At 69.4% G+C, this 20,134-nt stretch carries 16 protein-coding genes; 7 read left to right on the top strand and 9 right to left on the bottom strand.

From position 1 onward, the window contains the following. Positions 1-85 precede the first annotated feature (85 nt). Positions 86-1,204 carry an erythromycin esterase family protein gene (locus BLW75_RS01795; protein WP_034307749.1) on the top strand — a complete coding sequence of 373 codons (1,119 nt, stop codon included), beginning with the start codon at positions 86-88 and terminating at the stop codon, positions 1,202-1,204. A gap of 250 nt (positions 1,205-1,454) precedes the next feature. Here BLW75_RS01795 and BLW75_RS01790 read toward each other — a convergent pair whose 3' ends face one another. Beyond that, positions 1,455-4,421: an AfsR/SARP family transcriptional regulator gene (locus tag BLW75_RS01790; RefSeq protein ID WP_034307752.1), complete on the bottom strand. Its 2,967-nt coding sequence runs from the start codon at positions 4,419-4,421 to the stop codon at positions 1,455-1,457. A gap of 86 nt (positions 4,422-4,507) precedes the next feature. Further along, positions 4,508-5,218 (bottom strand): DJ-1/PfpI family protein, encoded by a 711-nt coding sequence (locus BLW75_RS01785; RefSeq protein ID WP_034307754.1) that lies wholly within the window; start codon positions 5,216-5,218, stop codon positions 4,508-4,510. 98 nt (positions 5,219-5,316) lie between these two features. Between BLW75_RS01785 and BLW75_RS01780 the strand changes: the two genes are divergently transcribed. The 3 genes from BLW75_RS01780 (at position 5,317) to BLW75_RS42660 (ending at position 8,014) form a co-directional block, all read left to right on the top strand. Continuing rightward, positions 5,317-6,294: a GlxA family transcriptional regulator gene (locus BLW75_RS01780; RefSeq protein ID WP_034307757.1), complete on the top strand. Its 978-nt coding sequence runs from the start codon at positions 5,317-5,319 to the stop codon at positions 6,292-6,294. Between the two features lie 41 nt (positions 6,295-6,335). Then, positions 6,336-7,745, top strand: a complete 1,410-nt coding sequence (locus BLW75_RS01775) for a YibE/F family protein (RefSeq protein ID WP_034308038.1) — start codon at positions 6,336-6,338, stop codon at positions 7,743-7,745. A 98-nt stretch (positions 7,746-7,843) separates the two neighbouring features. Beyond that, the gene (locus BLW75_RS42660) at positions 7,844-8,014 is read left to right on the top strand and encodes a hypothetical protein (RefSeq protein ID WP_158005365.1); all 171 of its coding nucleotides are present in this window, start codon (positions 7,844-7,846) and stop codon (positions 8,012-8,014) included. A 60-nt stretch (positions 8,015-8,074) separates the two neighbouring features. Here BLW75_RS42660 and BLW75_RS01770 read toward each other — a convergent pair whose 3' ends face one another. Continuing rightward, positions 8,075-8,731 (bottom strand): hypothetical protein, encoded by a 657-nt coding sequence (locus tag BLW75_RS01770; protein ID WP_034307760.1) that lies wholly within the window; start codon positions 8,729-8,731, stop codon positions 8,075-8,077. Then, a complete protein-coding gene (locus BLW75_RS01765) occupies positions 8,731-9,339 on the bottom strand; it encodes an MBL fold metallo-hydrolase (RefSeq protein WP_034307762.1) in 609 nt (202 codons plus the stop codon). The genes BLW75_RS01770 and BLW75_RS01765 overlap by 1 nt, the downstream gene beginning before the upstream one ends. Before the next feature lie 156 nt (positions 9,340-9,495). Here BLW75_RS01765 and BLW75_RS01760 point away from each other — a divergent pair, with 156 nt between their 5' ends. After that, positions 9,496-10,353, top strand: a complete 858-nt coding sequence (locus BLW75_RS01760) for a peptidylprolyl isomerase (RefSeq protein ID WP_034307764.1) — start codon at positions 9,496-9,498, stop codon at positions 10,351-10,353. 1 nt (position 10,354) lies between these two features. Beyond that, positions 10,355-11,140 carry an aminotransferase class IV family protein gene (locus BLW75_RS01755; protein ID WP_034307766.1) on the top strand — a complete coding sequence of 262 codons (786 nt, stop codon included), beginning with the start codon at positions 10,355-10,357 and terminating at the stop codon, positions 11,138-11,140. Position 11,141: 1 nt separating this feature from the next. Here the strand turns inward: BLW75_RS01755 and BLW75_RS01750 are convergent, their stop codons facing one another. Further along, positions 11,142-11,921 carry an enoyl-CoA hydratase-related protein gene (locus BLW75_RS01750; protein WP_034307768.1) on the bottom strand — a complete coding sequence of 260 codons (780 nt, stop codon included), beginning with the start codon at positions 11,919-11,921 and terminating at the stop codon, positions 11,142-11,144. Positions 11,922-12,255: 334 nt separating this feature from the next. On the opposite strand from BLW75_RS01750, the gene BLW75_RS01745 reads away from it, so the two are divergent. Continuing rightward, a complete protein-coding gene (locus tag BLW75_RS01745; RefSeq protein ID WP_034307771.1) occupies positions 12,256-14,109 on the top strand; it encodes a PPC domain-containing protein in 1,854 nt (617 codons plus the stop codon). Here BLW75_RS01745 and BLW75_RS01740 read toward each other — a convergent pair. From BLW75_RS01740 to secD, 4 genes are all read right to left on the bottom strand, one after another. Beyond that, positions 14,106-16,436, bottom strand: a complete 2,331-nt coding sequence (locus BLW75_RS01740; RefSeq protein ID WP_034307772.1) for a RelA/SpoT family protein — start codon at positions 16,434-16,436, stop codon at positions 14,106-14,108. The two genes, BLW75_RS01745 and BLW75_RS01740, sit on opposite strands and share 4 nt — an antisense overlap. Positions 16,437-16,514: 78 nt before the next feature. Continuing rightward, positions 16,515-17,033, bottom strand: coding sequence for an adenine phosphoribosyltransferase (locus tag BLW75_RS01735; protein ID WP_034307775.1), 519 nt, complete (start codon positions 17,031-17,033; stop codon positions 16,515-16,517). 86 nt (positions 17,034-17,119) lie between these two features. Continuing rightward, positions 17,120-18,262, bottom strand: a complete 1,143-nt coding sequence (secF, locus tag BLW75_RS01730; protein WP_241783413.1) for a protein translocase subunit SecF — start codon at positions 18,260-18,262, stop codon at positions 17,120-17,122. A gap of 56 nt (positions 18,263-18,318) precedes the next feature. Continuing rightward, positions 18,319-20,025, bottom strand: coding sequence for a protein translocase subunit SecD (gene secD, locus BLW75_RS01725; RefSeq protein WP_034307777.1), 1,707 nt, complete (start codon positions 20,023-20,025; stop codon positions 18,319-18,321). Positions 20,026-20,134: the final 109 nt, after the last annotated feature.

The following is a 20,134-nucleotide window of genomic DNA, read 5'->3' as shown; positions in this document are numbered from 1 at the left end:
CACCTGGTTTGAGACTTTCGTCGATATTATCAGGAGAGCGCCGAGTAAAGTTTCAACCGAGGCATCAACGATACGCTTGAACCTCATGAGTCAAGACATCCGAGACTTCGTGACCCCCTCCTGCGACCTGCTCGCCCTGGGTGAGCCGACGCACGCGACCCCGGTCTTCGCGGAGGTCCGCAACACCCTGTTCGCCCAACTGGTCGACCGCGGCTTCCGCTCGATCGCCCTCGAAACGGATCGCGTGGCCGCGCTCGTCGCGAACGACTTCGTCCGAGACGGCATCGGAACCCTCGACCTCGCGATGAGCGAAGGCTTCTCACACGTCTTCGGCACCGTGGAGGCGAACAGGCGACTGATCGCCTGGATGCGCGAGTTCAACGAAAACCGGCCTCCCGAGGAGCGGCTCTCGTTCCACGGCTTCGACACCCAGACCGAGAACACCTCCGCGCCCAGCCCGCGGCCTTATCTCGAGTACGCCCGCGACTTCCTGGGCGCCGACGTGGACATCGCGGGCCCGGCGGGCGACGACGAGCGCTGGGGCCGCACGGAAGCCGTCCTGGACGCGGCTTCGTCGCCTGGTGCCACGGCCGACGCCTACCGGCTGCGCGCGATCGCGGCCGACCTGCTCGCCGCGCTTCGCTCCCGGAAACCGGAACCGGTCACGGAGGACTGGTCGCGGGCGGAGATCCACCTCATGGCGGGCATCGATCTGCTGCGCTATCACCGGCAATGCGCCGAACCGCTGGAGCCGCACGAGCGTTACGCGCCCCTCGTCGCGACCAGGGACGCCATCATGGCGCGGAATCTGCTGGACATCCGCGCCGCCGAAGCCTGCCGGGGCAGGACACTGGTCTTCTCGCACAATCTCCACCTGCGCCGCCAGGCGGGCACGATGCAGGTGGCGGGGACGGAGATCACCTGGTTCCCGGCCGGGGCGCTGGTGGCTCCGCTGCTCGGCGACCGCTACGTCTTCATCGCCACCAGCCTCGGCCGAAGCGAGGCCATAGCGCTCGAGGAGCCTGAGCCCGATACCTACGAAGGGTTCCTTCAAAAACACGTCACCACGGACTGGGGCCTGCTCACCACAGCCGAAGTCCCACCCGCGAGCGTCCGGACCGACCCCATCCCGCGGCAGGGCTACTTCCCGCTCGACCAAGGGATCCTGAACGACGCGGACGCGATTCTGCACGTCCGGTCCTAGGCACTGTCCTGCGAGTCAGGTCCGCGGTCTTCGCGCCCACGAAGCCCATCGAACAGACTCACAGGACACCGCCTGGTCGTCGAACCGGGTGACGCCTCCTGCCCTCGGAAGGCGTCACCCGGCCACGAGTACGCGCCGCCACCCCCAGTGCCGCGATCCGGGGCGGCGCGAAGTCCGCTCACGTGAGCAGGAGTCAACACGCCGCTGCCATAACTTCGCCAAACGCCGCGGCCGGCGGTCGTCCACCGGGCTATGCCGGAGTCGCTCCGAAGCGGATCTTCGTCAAGGCTTCACGAGCCCGGTCCCGCTGGCGTCCGCTCTGGTCCACCGCGGAAAGGTCCTTGAGCGCGCGCAATTCCCACACCGGGAAACCCAGCTCACGAAAGAGCCCCGCCGCGGTCCGGAGCCCTTCGGCGGCTTCGGTCGCGACGCCTTCGTCAGCCCGCAGACGCCCGAAGCTGAGCAGGGCGTACCCGCCGCCTCGGCGATCTCCGAGGTCACGGAAGGTGCTCATCGCCAGGCTCAGGTGCTCGGCGGCGCGGCCGTGTTCACCCGCCAGGCGTAGTGATTCGCCGAAGCTCCGGTGCGTGTAGGCGGCGGCATGCCGGTGCCCGACGTATTCGAACAGCTCCAGCGACCGCGAGAGGCATCGTTCGCTCTCCCCCGCGTCACCGGTCTTCGCGTGGAGATCGCCGAGACTCCGGAGTACGTGCGCCTCCCAATGGCGTTCACGCGAGCCGCGCGTGCCGATCAGCGCGCTCGTCAGCAGCTCTCCTGCCTCGTCCATGCGGCCGTTGCGGCGCAGGACGTCGGCATACCGTTTGGCGGACCTGTCGTGCTGCCGTCCATCCTCGCAATGGAGCGAAAGCAGCAGGCTCGCGTCGAAGCATTCCTTCGCCCGGCGGAAGTCGCCGAGGTCGTCCCACAGCGAGCCGAACTGGGCCGACGCCATCGCCTGCCCACCGAGATCACCGCAGTCCCGCAACAGGTCCAGTGCCTCTCTCAGCGCCTGGACCGCCGCGTCGGTCCGCCCGGAGTCCGCGTCGACGTCGGCGAGCGCGACGAGCGCGGCCCCGGTGCCCGGATGGTCACCCACGGAGCGGAACCTGCCCTCCGCCAGCGAGAAACAGGTCCGCGCCCGCGCCAGATCCCCCGCGTCGGCGTGGGCATGCCCGAGCTTGAGCAGTTTCCCCGCTTCCGCCGGGAGATCGACGCGATCACGCACGATGTCGAACCCGAGCCACGCCGGGGATCCGCCCTTCCTCGGGCCGACGAGATCGCTGTAAGCGTCGGCCAGCCGCATGGCCAGCTCGGTCCAGCCGTGGTTCTTCGCGGTTCGGACGGCGAGCGCGAGGTTCGCGGTTTCCACGTCACGCCAGCCGATCGGGTCGGCCGCGACGCGGTCCGAAACCACTGCCGGGACGTCTGCTCGCCGAGACGGCGGATACTCGGCGCCGAGGGCGGCGGAGGCGTGTTCGGCCAACGCCGCCATGGCCGTCAGCGCGCGTCGAAGGGCTCCGGGATCCGGTGGTTCCCGGAGCGCGAGCCGGGTCAGACCCGATAATCGGTACCGGACGAAGCCCGTTCGGTCCGGCTCGGCGTGGAGCAGGTGGTCGTCGACCAGTTCGTCGAGCAGTTCGGTCGCTTCACCGGGCGCACGGCCGAGCATGGCCGTCGCGAACCAGCCGGCGAACTCGCTGACGCCGGGGAAACCGAGCAATCTCAGGGACTTCCGCCGCAGTGGCGACAGCTCGGCGAGGGCATCGGCGAGTACCGGTCGGACGCGGAGGTCGCCGGCGGCGAGTTCGTCGAGACGCAGGCGCTCGTTCTCCAGGCGCGCCGCGAACTCGGCGACGCTCAGCCTCGGCCGCTGCAGCAGCTTCATTCCCGCCGCCCGCACCGCCAGCGCGAGCCCGTCGCAACAGGCCAGCACCCGGCGGACGGCATCGGGTTCGGCGGCCAACCGGGTCTCTCCGGCGATCGCGCCGAGCAGGTCCCGTGACTCCGCGTCGGACAACGCACCGACTTCGACGGGTCTGGCGCCGACGAGCCCGGCCAGCCGCCGCCGCGTCGTGACGATCGCCGCGCAGCCGGGACCGCTCGGCAGCAACGGCCGTACCTCGGCCTCGGACCGGCCGTTCTCGAGGATCACCAGCACCCGCCGGTCCGCGGTGTGGCTCTGCCACAACGAGATCCGCCCGGTCCGGTCGGCTGGGATCTCCGCTTCCGCCAGGCCGAGTGCGCGGAGGAATCCGACGAGTACGTCGCCGTTGTCCCGCAGATCGGCGACGAGCTGCCCGTCCGGGAACCGCTTGCGCACCCGCCACGCGGCCTGGACGGCCAGCGCGCTCTTCCCGGACCCCGCCGCCCCGTGGAGCACGACCGGGGCCGGACCGCGCAGCGCGCGTCCCACCTCCGCCAGTTCCCCGGCCCTGCCGGTGAAATCCGGCGTCGCCGGAGGCAGACGGCACGGCGCGCCGCCCGCTGACCAGCCGGTGCCCGCGATCCGGCGATGGACCGCGAGCAGATCCTCCCCCGGCGAGACACCTGCGTGCTCCCACAACGCCTGACGGCACCGGTCGAGAACGGCCAGTGCCGCGTCCCGGCGCCCGATGCCGTGCAGCGCCTCGGCCAGCCACCCGGCCAGGCGTTCGTCACCCGGCCGGGCGGCCAGTTCGGGTCCCAGCCGGTCGGCGACCGCCCGGTGGTCACCGGCCGCCAGTTCCAGCTCCACGAGCTTGCCCAGTACCGAACTCCGCTGGTCCTCGAGCCAGAGCCGGTGCGCCTCCACCAGCGGACCGACCGGAACGTCGGCGAACGCCCGGCCACGCCACAATCCCAGCGCCTGGTCGAGCAACGTCCCGCGCTCGGCACCGGTCGCCTTCGCGGCCGCGGCGGTCAGTTCGGAGAAGGCCGTGACGTCCAGCTCCCCCGCCGAGACGGTCAGCCGGTAGCCGTTCCGGCCGGACCGCAGCCGCTGCCGGACATCGTCCACCGGCACGCCGGGCGACAACGCCTTGCGCAGCTTGGAAACCGTCATCTGCACGACCGCGGCCGCACTCGACGGCGGTCCCTGCGGCCAGAGTTCGTCCACGAGGGTGTCCCGGTGGACGTACTCGTTCGGCCGGGCCAGGAGCACCGCGAGCACCCGGCGGGGCTGAGCCGCCGACGGCAGCGGGACCGAGGCCGCGAGCGGGCCGAGCACCTTGAACTCCACGAACCACCTATCACCTGGACGGATGACCCAGAATGTAACCCGGTGCCGTCCCCGTGACAGCGGTTTCTCACCCGGATGGCCGCCTCTTACTTCCCGGTGTGCGCGAGCAACCTGTCCCGCAGCGCGGGTTCGTCCGCGAGTGCCTCGTTCAGTGTGTGCTCCAGCAGGGGCTTGAGATCCCCATACGGCCGCTTCGACCAATCGAGCGGGCCCTGCGGCGGCTCCGGGTCGTATTCGATGACGAACTGGATCGTCCGGGCGATCTCGGCGCCGACGAGCCGCTCGACCAGGTGCAGCGCGAGGTCGATCCCCGCCGACACCCCGGCGGCGGTGATCACGTTCCCGTCCTCCACCCACCGTTCGGCGACCGGCTCCGCGCCGAACGCGCCCAGCAGTTCACGGAACATCCAGTGCGTCGCGGCTTTGCGGCCCTTCAGCAGTCCGGCCTGCCCCAGCAGCAGCGAACCCGTGCACACCGAGGTCACGAGTTCCGCGTTCGCGCCGGCGGTTCGCAGGTATCCCACCAGTTTCTCGTCGGCGAGCGCCTTCAGCGTCGGCGCGGCGCCACCCGGCACGAGCAGCGCGTACGGCGACGGGACTTCGTCGTAGGTGTGGGTCGCCACGAGCTTGAGCGGGTTGTCGGTGGTGACCGGGTCCTTCGTCTCGCCGACCACGACCGTCCGGTACTCCTGCGCCGTGCTCGCCATCCCGTCCAGCACGGTCAGCGGCCCGACCATGTCCAGCGGGGTCATCCCCGGATACACCACGAACGCGATCGTCTTCTTGTCGTCTGTCATAGGACAACGGTGTCGCAGGCGCCCGACCGTGGTGGTCCGGATGTCCGGATTCCTGCGAACAACGTCCGACGGCCGGGCACTACTGGTAGCGTTCGATCATGCCGGGTTCACCCAGACGAGTGTTGATCGTCGGCTACAGCAACGCCGAGTTGCTCGACATCGCCGGTCCGTCGGACGTCCTGGACGCCGCGACCAAACTCGGCGGCAAGCCGGGGTACGAGATCATGCTCGCGAGCGTCGACGGACGCGGAATCCGCTGCGAGTCCGGGTTGACGTTGCAGGCACAGCACCGGCTCGACCAGGTGACCGGCGAACTGGACACGCTGATCGTCGCGGGCGGCACCGGGCACGAGGCGGCCGCCGCCGATCCGAGGGTCGTCACCCACGTCCGCAGGCTCGCGCAGCAGAGCCGCCGCGTCGCTTCGGTGTGCACCGGCGCGACGGTGCTCGCCGCGTGCGGGTTGCTCAACGGGCGGCGCGCCACCACGCACTGGCGGTTCGCGAACCGGCTCGCGACGAGCTACCCGCAGGTGAACGTGGACCCGGTGCCGCTGTACGTGCGTGACGGCAACGTCTACACGGCGGCGGGTGTCACCAGCGGAATCGACCTGACCCTCGCGTTCGTCGAGGCCGACCACGGCCCGAGTGTGGCCAGGGAGGTCGCCCGGATGCTGGTGACCTACCTGCAGCGGCCGGGCAACCAGGCGCAGGTGAGCATGTTCCTGTCCGGCCCGCCGCCGGAGAACCGGCTCGTCCGCGACATCACCGCGTACGTGGCGGAGCACCTGGCAGGCGATCTCGGCACCGCCGTCCTCGCCGAACGGGCCGGAATCAGCACCCGGCAGCTGACCAGGCTCTTCGACGCGCACCTGAGCACCACGCCCAGCAGGTACGTCCGGGCGGCGAGGACCGAGAACGCCGCGAAACTGTTGTGCGGCACCGAACTTCCGCTGACCTCGATCGCGAGACGGTGCGGTTTCGGCTCGACCGAGACACTGCGCCAAGCCTTCCTCGATCACTTCGACACCCCGCCTTCGGCCTATCGCCGTGTCCACCTTCGGCAGGCGTTCGGCTAGGCCGTGTGCGCCACGCGGCGAGGACTGTGGAGGATATGCGGGTGAACCGCCGCGACCTCTCCGACGACGACACCGGCCCGATTCGCCGGGTAACGGACACCCCGTCCGATCGTTCGCCCGGAACGTCCCGTTCGCCGCGCCGGACTCCGCAGCCAGAGGGGGCGCGGCGCCCCCGTCCCCCGGCCCAGCGGCCACGGCAGGCCGAACCGGGGAGACGTCGCGCCCCGGAACCGAAGCCCGAACCACCGGTCGGTCACGGGCACTCGCACGGCCACGGACCGGCGGCACCCGCGTCGCGCCGGGTCCGGCTCCTGCTGATGTGGCTGCTGATCCCGCTCGCCGTCGCCACCGTCGCCGGCATGATCGTGCTCTACCCGTGGGGCGAGGATCCGGCGAAAAGCGTCTTCCCACAGGGAACCCCGGTGAACGCGACGGTCACCGGGACGATCACCGGTCCGTGTCTCGCCGAAGGCCAGGTGCAGGTCGGCGAGCCGCCGCCGGGCGCGAAGCCGTGCCTCACCAGCGACCTGACGATGACCGACGGCCCTGGAGCCGGGAAGCCGCTGAAGCTGACGCTTCCCATCGAGCCGAGCACGCCGCGGTTCGCCGCGGGTGACGAGGTGGTGCTGTCCTACAACGGCGGCGATGTCGCGAACCCCGCGTCGTTCCAGATCGTCGACTTCCAGCGCGGTACGCCGTTGCTGCTGCTCGCCGGGTTGTTCGCGCTCGCGGTGATCGTCCTGGGCCGCTGGCGGGGGCTCGCCGCGCTGGCCGCGCTGGGGCTGAGCTTCCTGGTGCTGGCGTTCTTCGTGCTGCCGTCGATCCTCGCCGGGGAAAACCCGCTGCTGGTGGCGATCGCGGCCGCGGGCGCGATCATGTTCGTCGCGCTGTACCTGACACACGGGTTGTCCGCGAGAACTTCGGTGGCGGTGCTGGGCACCTTGGTGAGCCTGGTCCTGATCGGAATCCTGTCCGCGATCTTCTCGGCGGCGGCGTCACTGACCGGGCTCGACGACAGCACGTCCCAGCTGATCGGGTCGCTCGGGCACGGGATCGACGCGCGCGGTCTGCTGCTGGCGGGCGTCGTGATCGGCGCGCTCGGTGTGCTGGACGACGTCACGGTGACGCAGACGAGCGCGGTGTGGGAGCTCCGGCGGGCGAACCCGTCGCTCGGCTGGCGTGAGCTGTACGGCGCGGGCCTGCGGATCGGCCGGGACCACGTCGGCTCGGCCGTCAACACGCTCGTGATGGCGTACGCGGGGGCGGCGCTGCCGGTGCTGCTGTACACCTCGCTTTCCGGAGTCGGGCTCGGCTCGATCCTCGGCGCGGAGGACATCGCGCAGGAGATCGTCCGGACGCTGGCCGGCAGCGTCGGCATCGTCGCGGCGGTCCCGGTCACCACCGTGCTCGCCGCGCTGATCGCCTCGCGGGAGCCCCAACAGACCCTGTGACCACAAGCGCCCCAAAGCGCGAGCCCACCGCGCGATCACGCGCCGGAGTCGGGTACGAAGAGGCCGCACCCGAGATTCGCCGCGTGATCGGAGGGGCCATGTTCGACGTTTTCGACGCAGCGTTCGCCGTCGCGCGGCGCGTGCTCGTCTCGACATGGGAAGCCGTCGAGGCGGTACCCAGGATCGCCGCCGCGCTCGACGACGTCCGGGCGACGCTCAAGCACTCGGAGCGGCTGGAGAAGTTGGAGACCCGGACCGAAACCTCGTGAGTGGTAAGGACGGTTCTAACCGTCCTTACCACTCACGAGGCCGAGCGCCGTCCGCGCGGCTCAGTCCAGGGTCGCCACGAACCGGCTGACCGCCTCCATCGTGAACCGCTGGATGTACTTCCCGGCGGGCGCCGCCGAGGCCAGGCGGTAGAGCGGCCGCTCCGCCGCCGCGTCCCCGCGTGCCTCCGATTTCAGCTGGGCCACCAGTAGTTCCGAGAACACCAGGCCGTTCGCCTCGGTGTTGTTCAGCAGCGCGTTCGCCAGCTTGCGCAGCTGCAGGATGCCCAGCTCCCGGCCGCCCGCACCGGAATAGACGGCCAGATCGACCTTCGCGACCTTGCGGCGCTTGCCCGCGTTGACCAGCAGGCTGACCGTCCGGGTGCCACGGACGTCGCTGATCACCAGGTCGATGCGCTCGGCCGCGGTCAGGTCGATCCGCCGCACACCCCAGGTCCGCACGATGAGCGTGTCGCCTTCGAGCCAGACGCGGCGGCGCAGGTTGTAGAACATGACGTAGAGCAGCGGTACCGCGATCACGCCGGCGACCACCAGCCCGGCGATCTCCCCACCGATCAGTCCGGCGATCCCGCCGAACGCGGCCGCGAAGATCACGACTCCGGCGATGCTGGAGCAGCCACGCCTGCGGCGCAGCTTGGGGTCGTCGTGGAACAGCGGGAGACGTTCAGGGGTCTCCGGGGTTCCGGTCGGCTCGGTCATCAGGCGCCCGTCCCGGCCAGGAACGGGTTTCCCGCCCGCTCCTGCCCGATCGTGGTGGCCGGGCCGTGGCCCGGGAGGACGACGGTGTCGTCGGGCATCGTCATCACCTTGGCACCGAGGGACCGCACGAGCTCGTCACCGTCCCCGGCGGACCGGCCGATCGAACCGGCGAACAGGCTGTCCCCGGTGAGCACGATCCGGCCACCCTCGGCGGAGGTCAGCCCGAAGACCACCGAACCGGCGGTGTGCCCCGGTGTACCGGACACCGTGATCTCCAGTCCGGCCAGCCCGAGCGGGCCATCGGCGAGTGGCACGATCCCGTCCTTCCGTTCTCCGGCGTCCCGGCCGAGGAGTGGCCGGTCCGCCTCGTGCAGATAGAGAGGTATTCCGTGGCGCGCGCCGATCTCGTCCGCCGAAGCGACGTGATCGGGGTGGCCGTGGGTGGCGAGCATCGCGACCGGCATCAGGCCGTGCGTGGAAAGCGCGGCCTCGAGCGGTTCGACGACGTCCTCCCCGGGATCGACGATCACGCACTCCCCGCCACCCTCCGGGGCGAGCAGATAGCAGTTGGCTTCGAGGGGGCCTGCCGGAAAACCGACAACCAGCACGAAACGCCTCCTCAATTCTTCCGCCGAACAGGTGACAGGATGGCCCTGATCACGATCAAGTAAGCCTAGCGGCCCCTGTACGGGGGCCTCACAGGCTGTGCCAATAGACTCCCGCTACCTCAGACGTGTGACATCGAGTGGAAACCGGGAGGGCGGGTGCCGACCAACCAGCAGCGCCGCGAAGCCGCGAAGCGCAAGCTCGAGCGACAGATCGTGCGACGGGCCGAACAGGCCAAGCGGCGCAGGATCGTCGGCTCGGTAGCGGTCGTCGGCGTCGTCGCCATCGTGGCGGGCGCGGTGTGGTGGATCGTCAGCAGCAACAGTGGTGACGATGCCGCCTCCGACGCTTCCCCGAGCTCGGCTCCTCCGACCCCCGAGGTCACCATCCCCACGGAGCGCGCTCCGATGCCGAAGCGGCCGACGCCGCTGGCGAACCCGGTGGCCTGTGACTACAAGGACGACGCCAGCAAGCCGGCTTCGAAGAAGGTGAACAAGCCGGAAGGCAAGGACGTCTCTTCGAACGGCACGGTGAACGTCGTACTGAAGAGCACGGCGGGCGACATCCCGCTGACGCTCGACCGGGCGCTCGCGCCGTGCGCCGTGCAGAGCTTCATCAGCCTTTCGCAGCAGGGCTACTTCAACGACACCAAGTGCCACCGGCTCGGCACCACCGGCCTGCAGATGCTGCAGTGCGGTGACCCCGAGGCCAGTGGCATGGGCGGCCCCGGCTACACGATGCCGGACGAGGCGTTCAAGGAGATCAAGTACGGCCGCGGCATCCTCGCGATGGCGAAGACGCAGCAGCCGAACTCCGGTGGCAGCCAGTTCTTCATGGTCTACGGCGAGGCCGAACTGTCCCCGGACTACTCGGTCTTCGGCAGCATCTCCGACGAAGGCCTGAAGGTGCTCGACAAGGTCGCCAAGGCCGGCGCGAACGCGCAGGCCGGCAACGGCGACGGCACCGGCCCGCCCAACACCGAGGTCAAGTTCACCGGCGTCACGGTCAACGCCTGACGTGAAGCTGGAAGTCAACGGCGCGCCCGCCCGGTCGGAAGACCTGGCGGGCGCGTTCGGCTATGGCCACTTCACCGCGATGCAGGTCCGCGACGGCAAGGTCCGCGGCCTGGACGTCCACCTCCGCCGTCTCGCGACGAGCACGCGGCGCATGTTCGCCCACGACCTCGACACCGAGGCGGTGCGCGGGTACGTACGGCAGGCCATCCGGGGCGAGGACGCGCTGTCCGTGCGAGTGCTGATCTTCTCCCGGGCGCTGGACTGGTCCGACCCCGGCGCACCGGCGGCACCGGACGTCCTCGTCCGGACCGGGCCGCCCCGGGAGCCCGTGATGACACCGTTGCGCCTGCGGTCCGTGCACTACGAACGGGTGCTCCCGGAGGTCAAGCACGTCGGTACGTTCGGCCTGCTCCACCACACGCGCGAGGCGAAGCTGGCGGGATACGACGACGCGCTGTTCGTCGACCACCAGGGCCGGATCAGCGAGGCGTCGATCTGGAACGTCGGTTTCCTCGACGGCGGCACGGTGGTCTGGCCGCAGGCGCCAGTGCTCGATGGCATCAGTCAGCAACTGGTGCGACGCGGCCTCGAACGCAACGGGATCCCACAGGAGATCCGCGACGTCCACCCCGCCGATCTCCCCGGGTACGACGCCGTTTTCCTGACCAATTCGGAGTCGGTCGGCTGGCCGGTGGCGTCGGTCGACGACGTCGTGCTGCCGTTCGCTCCGGAGACGAGCCAGATCCTCACCGAGGCGTACGAAAGCAATCCCTGGGACGAGATCTAGCTCAGCGGTGGGTGAACTTCGGCGGCCGCCGCGCCAGGAACGCGGCCACCCCCTCGGCGTAGTCCTCGCCGTGCAGGGCGCCGAGCCGGATCTCGTCGACCTCGGCATCGGATTCCCGCTGTCCCGCCACGATCTTCTCGATGATCCGGTTCATCCCGCGCACCGATGCCTGCGAACGCGAAGCCAGCGTGTCGACGAACTTCGCGGTCGCTGCCTCCAGCTCATCGGCCGGGAAGACGTCGTTCAGCAACCCGATCTCCCGCGCCCGCCGCGCGTCGACGAGTTCACCCGAGAGCAGGAAGTACTTCGCGTTCGCGGGGCCGACCAGTGAGACCAGCTGCCGGGTGGAGTCGAAGTGGTAGACGATCCCGAGCTTCGCCGGAGTGATCCCGAAGCGTGAGCCCTCCGCGGCGAAGCGGAAATCGCACGCGACCGAGATCTGGCATCCGCCGCCGATGCAGTTCCCCTGGATCATCGCGACCGTCGGCTTCCGGGAGGAAGTCAGCGCCGCCACGGCCCCGTCGACGGCCTTGTCGTAGGTCTCGGCCGCGTCGGCGGTGGACCGCAGCTCCCGGAACTCGCTGATGTCCGCGCCCGCCGAAAAGTGCGCGCCCGCGCCGGTCAGCACGAGGACCTTGATCGCCGGATCCGCCTCCACCCGCGCCACCACGTCCGGGATCGCCGACCACATCCCGTAGGTGATCGCGTTCATCTTCTCCGGCCTGGTGAACGTCAGCCGCGCGACTTCGCCGTCGCGAGTGAATTCGAACCCGTCAGTCATGTTCCGCACCCTAAGTGCGTGCCTCCACCGCAACCAGCCGAATGTGGGCAAGATGGTCCGATGCTGTGGCTCGTCGCCGGGACGACCGCGGTGCTCTGGCTCACCTCGTGGCTGCTCGGCGTGGGTGACGACCCGGCAGGTCTCGTGCTCTACCTCGCCGGAGGCCCCACACCCCGCCTCCGGCACGAACTCGCCGCCCGGCACCCGTCCGGGTCTTCTACGCCTGGCAGGCGCCGCGGCCCAGCTCCGCCTCCGCGACATAGCCTCCGAAAGGCGGCTTGCAGCGCGTTCCCTCTGTGGTTTTCTGGTCGTCCAACGAGCAAGGGGGAACTCGATGGCGAAACGCGCGCTCGGACTTCTCACGATCGCTATGCTCACCTCCGCCCTGCTGAGCGGGCCGTCCACGGCCACGGCGGCGCCCGCGCGGATCCAGCCCGATCCCCTGCTGATGTTCCCCCACCGTCCGGCGACGACGGACTGGGCGGCCGTGCTTCGAGACCGGGCGGCGAAAAGTACGGCACGAGGCCGAGCTGTGCCCCAGAACCCCTTGCCCTACAAGGAAAAGGAACCGACAGGGAAATCCGGCGCCAACGATTCCCCCGCCGACGCCGAGCACATCACCGGCTTCGGCACCCGGCGCGGCGAAAACTCCAAGGCCCGCCTGACCGGCAATCTGAAACCGGACTCCTCGGTTCCCACCGTTCCCCCGGCCGCCGAGCCCGATGACGCCTTCGGTCTCGCGACCGAAACCGGCGTCGGCGCCGAGCGCCGGGCAATCCGCACGAGCGGCACCATCGGCGACGGGCCTTACGGCCGTGCGGGTGACGGCACGGGCGACTTCGACTTCTACCGCTTGAGCGCGGGGGCCACCCCGGTGACGTTCTCCGCGCGGACCCTGACCCCGGCCGGCGATCTCGACACGCTTCTCGCGTTGTACGACAGAAATGGTCTGTGGGCGATCAACAACAACGTCGGCGGGTCCACCGACTCGACGCTCACGTTCACCATCCCGCCCGGCCGCGAGTTCTTCCTCGTGGTGGGCTCCGGCCCGTTCGGTCTGCCGTCGGATCCCACGAAGCCCGGCACCGGCGGCGGCGCCGGGACCGAGGGGCCGTACGAACTGGCGATCACGAGCGGCAAGAGCGGTGGCGACCTCGACTACTACTCGGTCGACCTGCGAGCCGGAGACGTGCTCGGCGCGTCGGTGGCCGGGGGCGGGACGCGGCTCGCGGTGTACGACCCCGCCGGGCGCGAGGTCTTCGGCTCCTCGCAGGATGCCACGGCGATCTTCTCGACGGCCTCACCGATGCCCGGCGGCGGCAACGCCGTCGTGGACTTCGTGGCGCCGAAGGCAGGCCGCTACCGGCTCGGTGTCGAGACGGGCGAAAACGCGTACGACATCAAGCTCGAAGCGTTCCGTCCCGGCACGGAAACCGCGCCGCGCGGCAACGTCCACACGATCTTCCTGGACTTCGACGGCGCCAGGGTCAACACCTCGATCTTCGGCACCGGCGGCGGTATCCGCGATCTCTCACCGCTCTCGGCCTTTCTGCCGCGCTGGGGTCTCACCGCCGGAGACGAACGCGCGCTGACCGACGCGATCATCGCCGCCGTCAAGGAGAACCTCGAACGCGACCTCATCGCCAAAGGCACGAACCCGAGGTTCGCCCTGCGCGTCCTCAACAGCCGGGATCACGCGGATCCCTGGGGACAGCCGAACGTGAGCCGGATCGTCGTCGGCGGCACCACGGTCGAATCCGGCATCCACACCATCGGGATCGCGCAGTCGATCGACGCGGGCAACTTCGGCAAGGAAGAGACCGCACTGGTGCTGCTCGACGAGATCAGCTCGCCCGCCGGACCGGCCTGGTCGCTCAACACCTACCTCGGCACCGGCGGCGACAGGATCGCGTTCGTCGGCCGTGCGGTCGGCAACATCACCAGCCACGAAGCCGGGCACATGTCGGGCAGCTGGCACACCGACCTGTCCAACGCCGTCCCCGGGATCATGGACCCCGGCGGTGATCCGGCGGTGATATTCGCCGTCGGCCCCGACGGACGCGGAGGCACGGCCGACGATCCGGACCTCGACCTGGTCGAGGAGGGGATCAGCCCGGCCGAAGGCTTCACCGGGATCGAGGACACCCTCAACCGCAGTGCGTGGGCCTTCGTCCGCGGAACCGGCTAGGACGCCGAGGTCACCCGATAGACGTCGTAAACGCCCTCCACACCACGGACCACCTTCAGCACGTGTCCGAGGTGCTTCGGGTCGCCCATCTCGAACGAGAACCGGCTGACCGCCACCCTGTCGCGCGACGTCGTGACCGACGCGGACAGGATGTTGACCTTCTCGTCCGCGAGCACCTTCGTGACGTCCGAGAGCAGACGATGCCGGTCCAGCGCTTCGACCTGGATCGCGACGAGGAACACCGAGGACGCCGACGGCGCCCATTCGACCTCGACCAGCCGTTCGGGCTGGGCCCGCAGGTCGTCGGCGTTGGTGCAGTCGGTCCGGTGCACGCTGACGCCGCCGCCTCGCGTGACGAAACCGAGGATCTCGTCGCCGGGCACCGGCGTGCAGCAGCGGGCGAGCTTGGCCCAGATGTCGCTGGCGCCCTTCACCACGACACCGACGTCGTTCGAGCCGCGCCGGCGAGTGACCGTGGACGGTGTCGCGCGCTCGGCGAGCTCTTCTTCCGCCTCGTCGACCCCGCCGATGAGCGCGACCAGCCGCTGTACGACGTGCTTCGCGCTGGTGTGGCCCTCACCGACGGCCGCGTACAGCGAACTGATGTCGGGATGCCGCAGTTCGGTGGCGACCGCGCCCATCGACTCGGCGGAGACCAGCCGCTGGATCGGGAGGCCGACCTTGCGGACCTCCTTGGTGATGGCCTCCTTGCCGCCTTCGATCGCCTCGTCGCGGCGTTCCTTGGCGAACCACTGCCGGATCTTCGCGCGGGCCTTCGGCGAACCGGCGAACTGCAGCCAGTCGCGGCTCGGCCCGGCCGTCTCGGCCTTCGAGGTGAAGATCTCGATGACCTCGCCGTTCTCCAGCTTGCGCTCGAGCGCGACGAGCCTGCCGTTGACGCGGGCGCCGATGCAGCGATGCCCGACCTCGGTGTGCACGGCGTAGGCGAAGTCGACCGGCGTCGAATCGACCGGCAGCGTGATCACGTCACCCTTGGGCGTGAACACGAAGATCTCGCGCGAAGCGAGTTCGTAGCGCAGTGACTCGAGGAAGTCTCCCGGGTCCGCCGCTTCACGCTGCCAGTCGAGGAGCTGGCGCATCCACGCCATCTCGTCGACGTCCACGGCGTTCCCGTTGTGGGTGCCCTTGGTCTCCTTGTACCGCCAGTGCGCGGCGATGCCGTATTCGGCGGTGCGGTGCATCTCGTAGGTCCGGATCTGGACTTCCAGCGGTTTGCCGTCCGGCCCGATCACGGTGGTGTGCAACGACTGGTACACACCGAAACGAGGCTGCGCGATGTAGTCCTTGAACCGGCCGGGGACCGGCTGCCACAGCGCGTGGACGACGCCCATCGCGGCGTAGCAGTCTCGGACATCCTCGACCAGGATCCGCACGCCCACCAGATCGTGGATGTCGTCGAGGTCGCGGCCGCGGACGATCATCTTCTGGTGGATCGAGTAGTAGTGCTTCGGCCTGCCCTCGACCTTGGCGGTGATCCGCGAGCCTTCGAGGTTGCCGGTCAGCTCGGTGATCACCGAGCGCAGGTACGTGTCGCGCGAAGGCGCGCGATCGGCGACCAGGCGGACGATCTCGTCGTACTTCTTCGGCTGCAGGATGGCGAAGGCCAAGTCCTCCAGCTCCCATTTGACCGTCGCCATGCCGAGCCGGTGCGCCAGCGGGGCGAGGACCTCCAGGGTCTCGCGGGCCTTCCTGGCCTGCTTCTCCGGCGGCAGAAAGCGCATCGTGCGCATGTTGTGCAACCGGTCGGCGAGCTTGATGACCAGCACGCGCGGGTCGCGCGCCATCGCGATGACCATCTTGCGGATGGTCTCGGCCTCGGCGGCCGTGCCGAGCTTGACCTTGTCCAGTTTGGTGACGCCGTCGACGAGCTCGCCGACCTTCTCGCCGAAGTCGGCCTTCAGGCTCTCCAGCGAGTAGCCGGTGTCTTCGACGGTGTCGTGCAGCAGCGCCGCCACCAGCGTCGTGGTGTCCATGCCGAGTTCGGCGAGGATGGTCGCGACCGCGAGCGGATGTGTGATGTACGGGTCGCCGGACTTGCGCCGCTGCTCCCGGTGGAGTTCTTCGGCGACGTCGTAGGCGCGCTGGAGCTGCGCGAGATCCGCGTTGGGATGCAGCTCGCGGTGAATGACGGCGAGCGGTTCGAGAACCTGCTTGACCGGCGCGGCGCGCTGCGCGGTGATCCGGCGGGCGAGGCGGGCACGCACACGGCGTGTCGCGGACGGCGTCGGCGCTGCCCCCTGTCGCGCCGCACCGTTCTGCTCGGTGCCGTCCTTCGAGGACACCGCGGCATCGAGCTCTTGGCTCACCCGCACCTCCTGCGCTTCGTGCGGCCTTCGGACATCAAGGGTAACCGCTCCCCCTCGCGGCTCACTTGGTACGCCCGGTCAACACACCCGGAGGGCCTCCACACGGCGCCCTTCAAGCACGGAACGACCACCGAGCGCGCCGAGTTCCATCACCACCGAAACGCCGGTGACCTGCGCCTTCGCGTCTTCCAGCAGTTTGCAGGTCGCCGCGACCGTGCCACCGGTCGCGAGCACGTCGTCCAGGACCGCGACACGCTGGCCGGGCTCGACGACACCTTCGGGGAGTTCGACGGTCGCGGTGCCGTACTCCAGCGTGTAACCGACCCTGCCCGCGACGCGGGGCAGTTTGCCCGGCTTGCGGATCAGCGCGACACCGAGGCCACGGGCGTAGCCGACCGCGGCGGCCAGCAGGAATCCGCGTGCCTCCACGCCCGCCAGCAGGTCCACGTCGGGATCGACGGTGGCGGCCAGTGCGTCGGTCACGGCCTTGAAGCCCGCCGCGTCAGCGAACAACGGGCTCAAGTCCCGGAACAGCACGCCGGGTTCCGGGAAGTCCGGCACGTCGGCGATCAGGTCGAGTGCCTTGTCCAGCTCCATGTGCTTCCTGCTCTCCTGAACACCAGGAAAGGTCCTTCCCTCACGGAGTTCGCAAGGAGAGGACCTTTCCGGGGGTTTGAACTCGACTACCTCTTGCGCTTGCCCGACGGACGGCCCTTGTGGGCCTTCTGGTTCCGGGCGGGAACGCTCGCCGCGGCGGCGTACGCCTTCTCCTTGCGGAGTTCGGCGGCCAAGGCGTCCTCGTCGTTCGGGTCGAAGTCGTCGTCGCGCTCGGCGGCCTTGCGGGCCTGGTTCGCGCGCCGCGAAGCGACCCGATCGGCCTGCTGGCGGAACTTCGGGTCACGCATCTTGAAGTCGACCAGCAGCGGAGTCGCCAGCGCGACCGACGACAGCACACCGACGACGGTGCCGGTGAGCTGCACCAGCGCGAGTTCCTGCAGGGTGCCGGAACCGAGCAGGAGGTACCCGATCACCAGCAGCCCGAGGATCGGCAGGGCGGCGATCAACGACGTGTTGAACGACCGCATCAGCGTCTGGTTCAACGCCAGGTTGGCCGCCTCGCCGAAGGTCCGGCGGGTGAGCCCGAGCAGGCCGCGCGTGTTCTCGCGGACCTTGTCGAACACCACCACCGTGTCGTACAGCGAGAACCCGAGGATCGTCAGCAGACCGATCACCGTCGCCGGCGTGACCTCGAAGCCGATCAGCGAGTAGACGCCCGCCGTCACCACGATGTCGTTCAGCAGGGTGACCAGTGCCGCGGCCGCCATTCGCGGGTCGAAGTACAACGCCAGGAACAACGTGACCGCCAGCAGGAACACCCCGAGCGCGATCAGAGCCTGCCGGGAGATCTCACCGCCCCAGGACGCGCTCACCGCGCTGTCACTGATCGCCTGGACGCTCGGCTGCCCGTTGGACCCGATCGGGCCCAATTCCTGGAACAGGGCCTGCTTCACCTTGGCGACCTCGGCCGCGTCCAGGGTGTCCGAGCGGAGCTGGATGGTCGACGAGGCACCGGAGCCGACCTTCTGCGCCTCGTCCGCGGGCTTGCCCAGGGCGTCGGCGAAGACCTCCTTGGCCCGCTCTTCGGTGATCTGCCCGCTCTTGCCGTTGGCGGGCAGCTGGATCTGGGTGCCGCCTTCGAAGTCGATGCCGAAGTTGAAGCCCTTGACCCCCATCGAGGCGATGCACACCAGCACCAGCGCTCCGAAGAAGAGGTACCAGCGCTTGCGGACCCCGACGACGTCGAACACGCCGGTGCCCACGTACATGCGGCGGAAGACGCTCTCGTGCTTGTTCTCGGTGGTGCTCTTCTCGTCGACCACGGTCACGCCTCCTTCACGTTCGTACGGCCGGGAACGGCGCGAGCGGCCTTGCGGTCCGAACCCACTTCCTGCACGGCACCGAGGCCGAGGTTCTTGGGGTTGGACAGGAACTTCGACTTGGACCTGGACACCATCGCGACCAGGGGATGCGTGACGAGGTAGACGACCACGAGGTCGAGGACCGTCGACATGCCGAGGGTGAACGCGAAGCCCTTCACGTCACCGACGGCCAGCAGGTAGAGGATCGCCGCGGCGAGGAAGCTGACCGCGTCGGCCGCGAGAATCGTGCGCTGGGCTCGGGACCAGCCACGCGGGACCGCGGACCGGAACGTCCTGCCCTCGCGGATTTCGTCCTTCAGCCGTTCGAAGTAGATGACGAACGAGTCCGCGGTGATACCGATCGCGATGATCAGGCCCGCCACACCCGCGAGGTCGAGGGTGTAGCCGATCCACCGCCCCAGAAGCACCAGGACCCCGTACACGATCGCGAACGACAGGCCGAGCGACAGGATCGTCAGCAGGCCGAGCAGCCGGTAGTAGAACATGCAGTAGATGAACACGGCCAGCAGGCCGATACCGCCGGCGATCAGGCCCGCCTGCAGCGACGCGAGACCCAGCGTCGCGGACACCGTCGTCGCGTCCGAGGACTCGAACGACAGCGGCAGCGAACCGTACTTCAGCACATCCGCCAGGTCCTTCGCCTCGGTCTGGCTGAACCGGCCGGTGATCTGCGTCTGGCCGCCGAGGATCGCCGCCTGGATGGTCGGCGCGGAGACAACCTGCGTGTCGAGGACGAACGCGGCCTGCTTCTGGACGTTCTTCGAAGTGAAGTCGCCCCAGATCCGGGAACCCTCACCCTTGAAGTTCAGGTTGACGACCCACTGGGAGTTCTGGGTGTCGTAGATCGAGGAGGCGTCGGAGATTTCCGTTCCGGGCAGGAACTCCGGCTCCAGCAGGTACTTCATGGTGTTCTTGTCACCGCAGGCGACCAGCGGCTTGTCGGTGAGGTCGTTGCCGACCAGCGGGTCCGCGATCTTGGGGTCGCAGTTGAGCGCGGCGAAGGCCTTTTCGGCCGCCGCAGCCTGCTTCGCCTGGTCCGTCGACAGCAGATCGGGGTTCTGCCGGAGGTTCCGGGCCTCCTCGATCTCCCTCTTGGTCTTCTCGTCGGAATTCTCGCCCGGCTGCTGCTGCGGCGCGCCGGCGGCGCCACCGCCACCGTTGGCCGGGCTGCTCGGCGGGGCGCTCGCGCCCGGCGAGGCCGGGGGCGCCGACGGTGCCGATGACGGCGCGCCCGAAGCGGGCGGGGTCGACGGCTGCTGAACCGGGGTCACCGGCTGCGACGTCACGACCTTCCGGAAGCCCAGCTTCGCGGTCTTGCCCAGGTTCTTGGCCTGGTCGCCCTGCTCGCCGGGGACGGTGATGACGACGTTGCTGCCGTCGAGGACGACCTCGGTGCCGCTGACGCCGATACCGTTGACCCGGCGCTCGATGATCGAGCGGGCCTGTTCGAGGGACTCTCGCGGAGGGTCGCCGCCGTCGGGGTTTCGGGCGGTCAGGGTGACCCTCGTGCCGCCTTGCAGATCGATGCCGAGCTTCGGCGTCGGCTTGCCGCTACCGGTGAAGAACACCAGGGCGTACAGCGCCACCACGATCAGGGCGAAGAAGGCGAGATAGCGTCCCGGGCGGAGATGCCCGGCCGGTGCGGCCACTGTGCTTCGGTCTCCTCGGACGGACTGGGTGTTCCCCAATGGACTTGGCTGTTCACTCACTGGACGGGAGTCCGGCGGTACCGCGAACGAGCACGACTATGACGACGGA

The organism is Amycolatopsis lurida (genome assembly GCF_900105055.1).
Taxonomy (GTDB): Bacteria; Actinomycetota; Actinomycetes; order Mycobacteriales; family Pseudonocardiaceae; genus Amycolatopsis; species Amycolatopsis lurida.
Note: the sequence above shows the minus strand (reverse complement) of the source record. Positions and strands in the feature narration are given on the sequence as shown.

Bases quoted from the DNA above. Each gene is read 5' to 3' on its own strand.
- BLW75_RS01750 (WP_034307768.1), bottom strand. From the start codon at position 11,921: ATGACTGACGGGTTCGAATTCACTCGCGACGGCGAAGTCGCGCGGCTG.
- BLW75_RS01745 (WP_034307771.1), top strand. From the start codon at position 12,256: ATGGCGAAACGCGCGCTCGGACTTCTCACGATCGCTATGCTCACCTCC.
- secF (WP_241783413.1), bottom strand. From the start codon at position 18,262: ATGTACGTGGGCACCGGCGTGTTCGACGTCGTCGGGGTCCGCAAGCGC.
- BLW75_RS01795 (WP_034307749.1), top strand. From the start codon at position 86: ATGAGTCAAGACATCCGAGACTTCGTGACCCCCTCCTGCGACCTGCTC.
- BLW75_RS01780 (WP_034307757.1), top strand. From the start codon at position 5,317: ATGCCGGGTTCACCCAGACGAGTGTTGATCGTCGGCTACAGCAACGCC.
- BLW75_RS42660 (WP_158005365.1), top strand. From the start codon at position 7,844: ATGTTCGACGTTTTCGACGCAGCGTTCGCCGTCGCGCGGCGCGTGCTC.
- BLW75_RS01735 (WP_034307775.1), bottom strand. From the start codon at position 17,033: ATGGAGCTGGACAAGGCACTCGACCTGATCGCCGACGTGCCGGACTTC.
- BLW75_RS01785 (WP_034307754.1), bottom strand. From the start codon at position 5,218: ATGACAGACGACAAGAAGACGATCGCGTTCGTGGTGTATCCGGGGATG.
- BLW75_RS01770 (WP_034307760.1), bottom strand. From the start codon at position 8,731: ATGACCGAGCCGACCGGAACCCCGGAGACCCCTGAACGTCTCCCGCTG.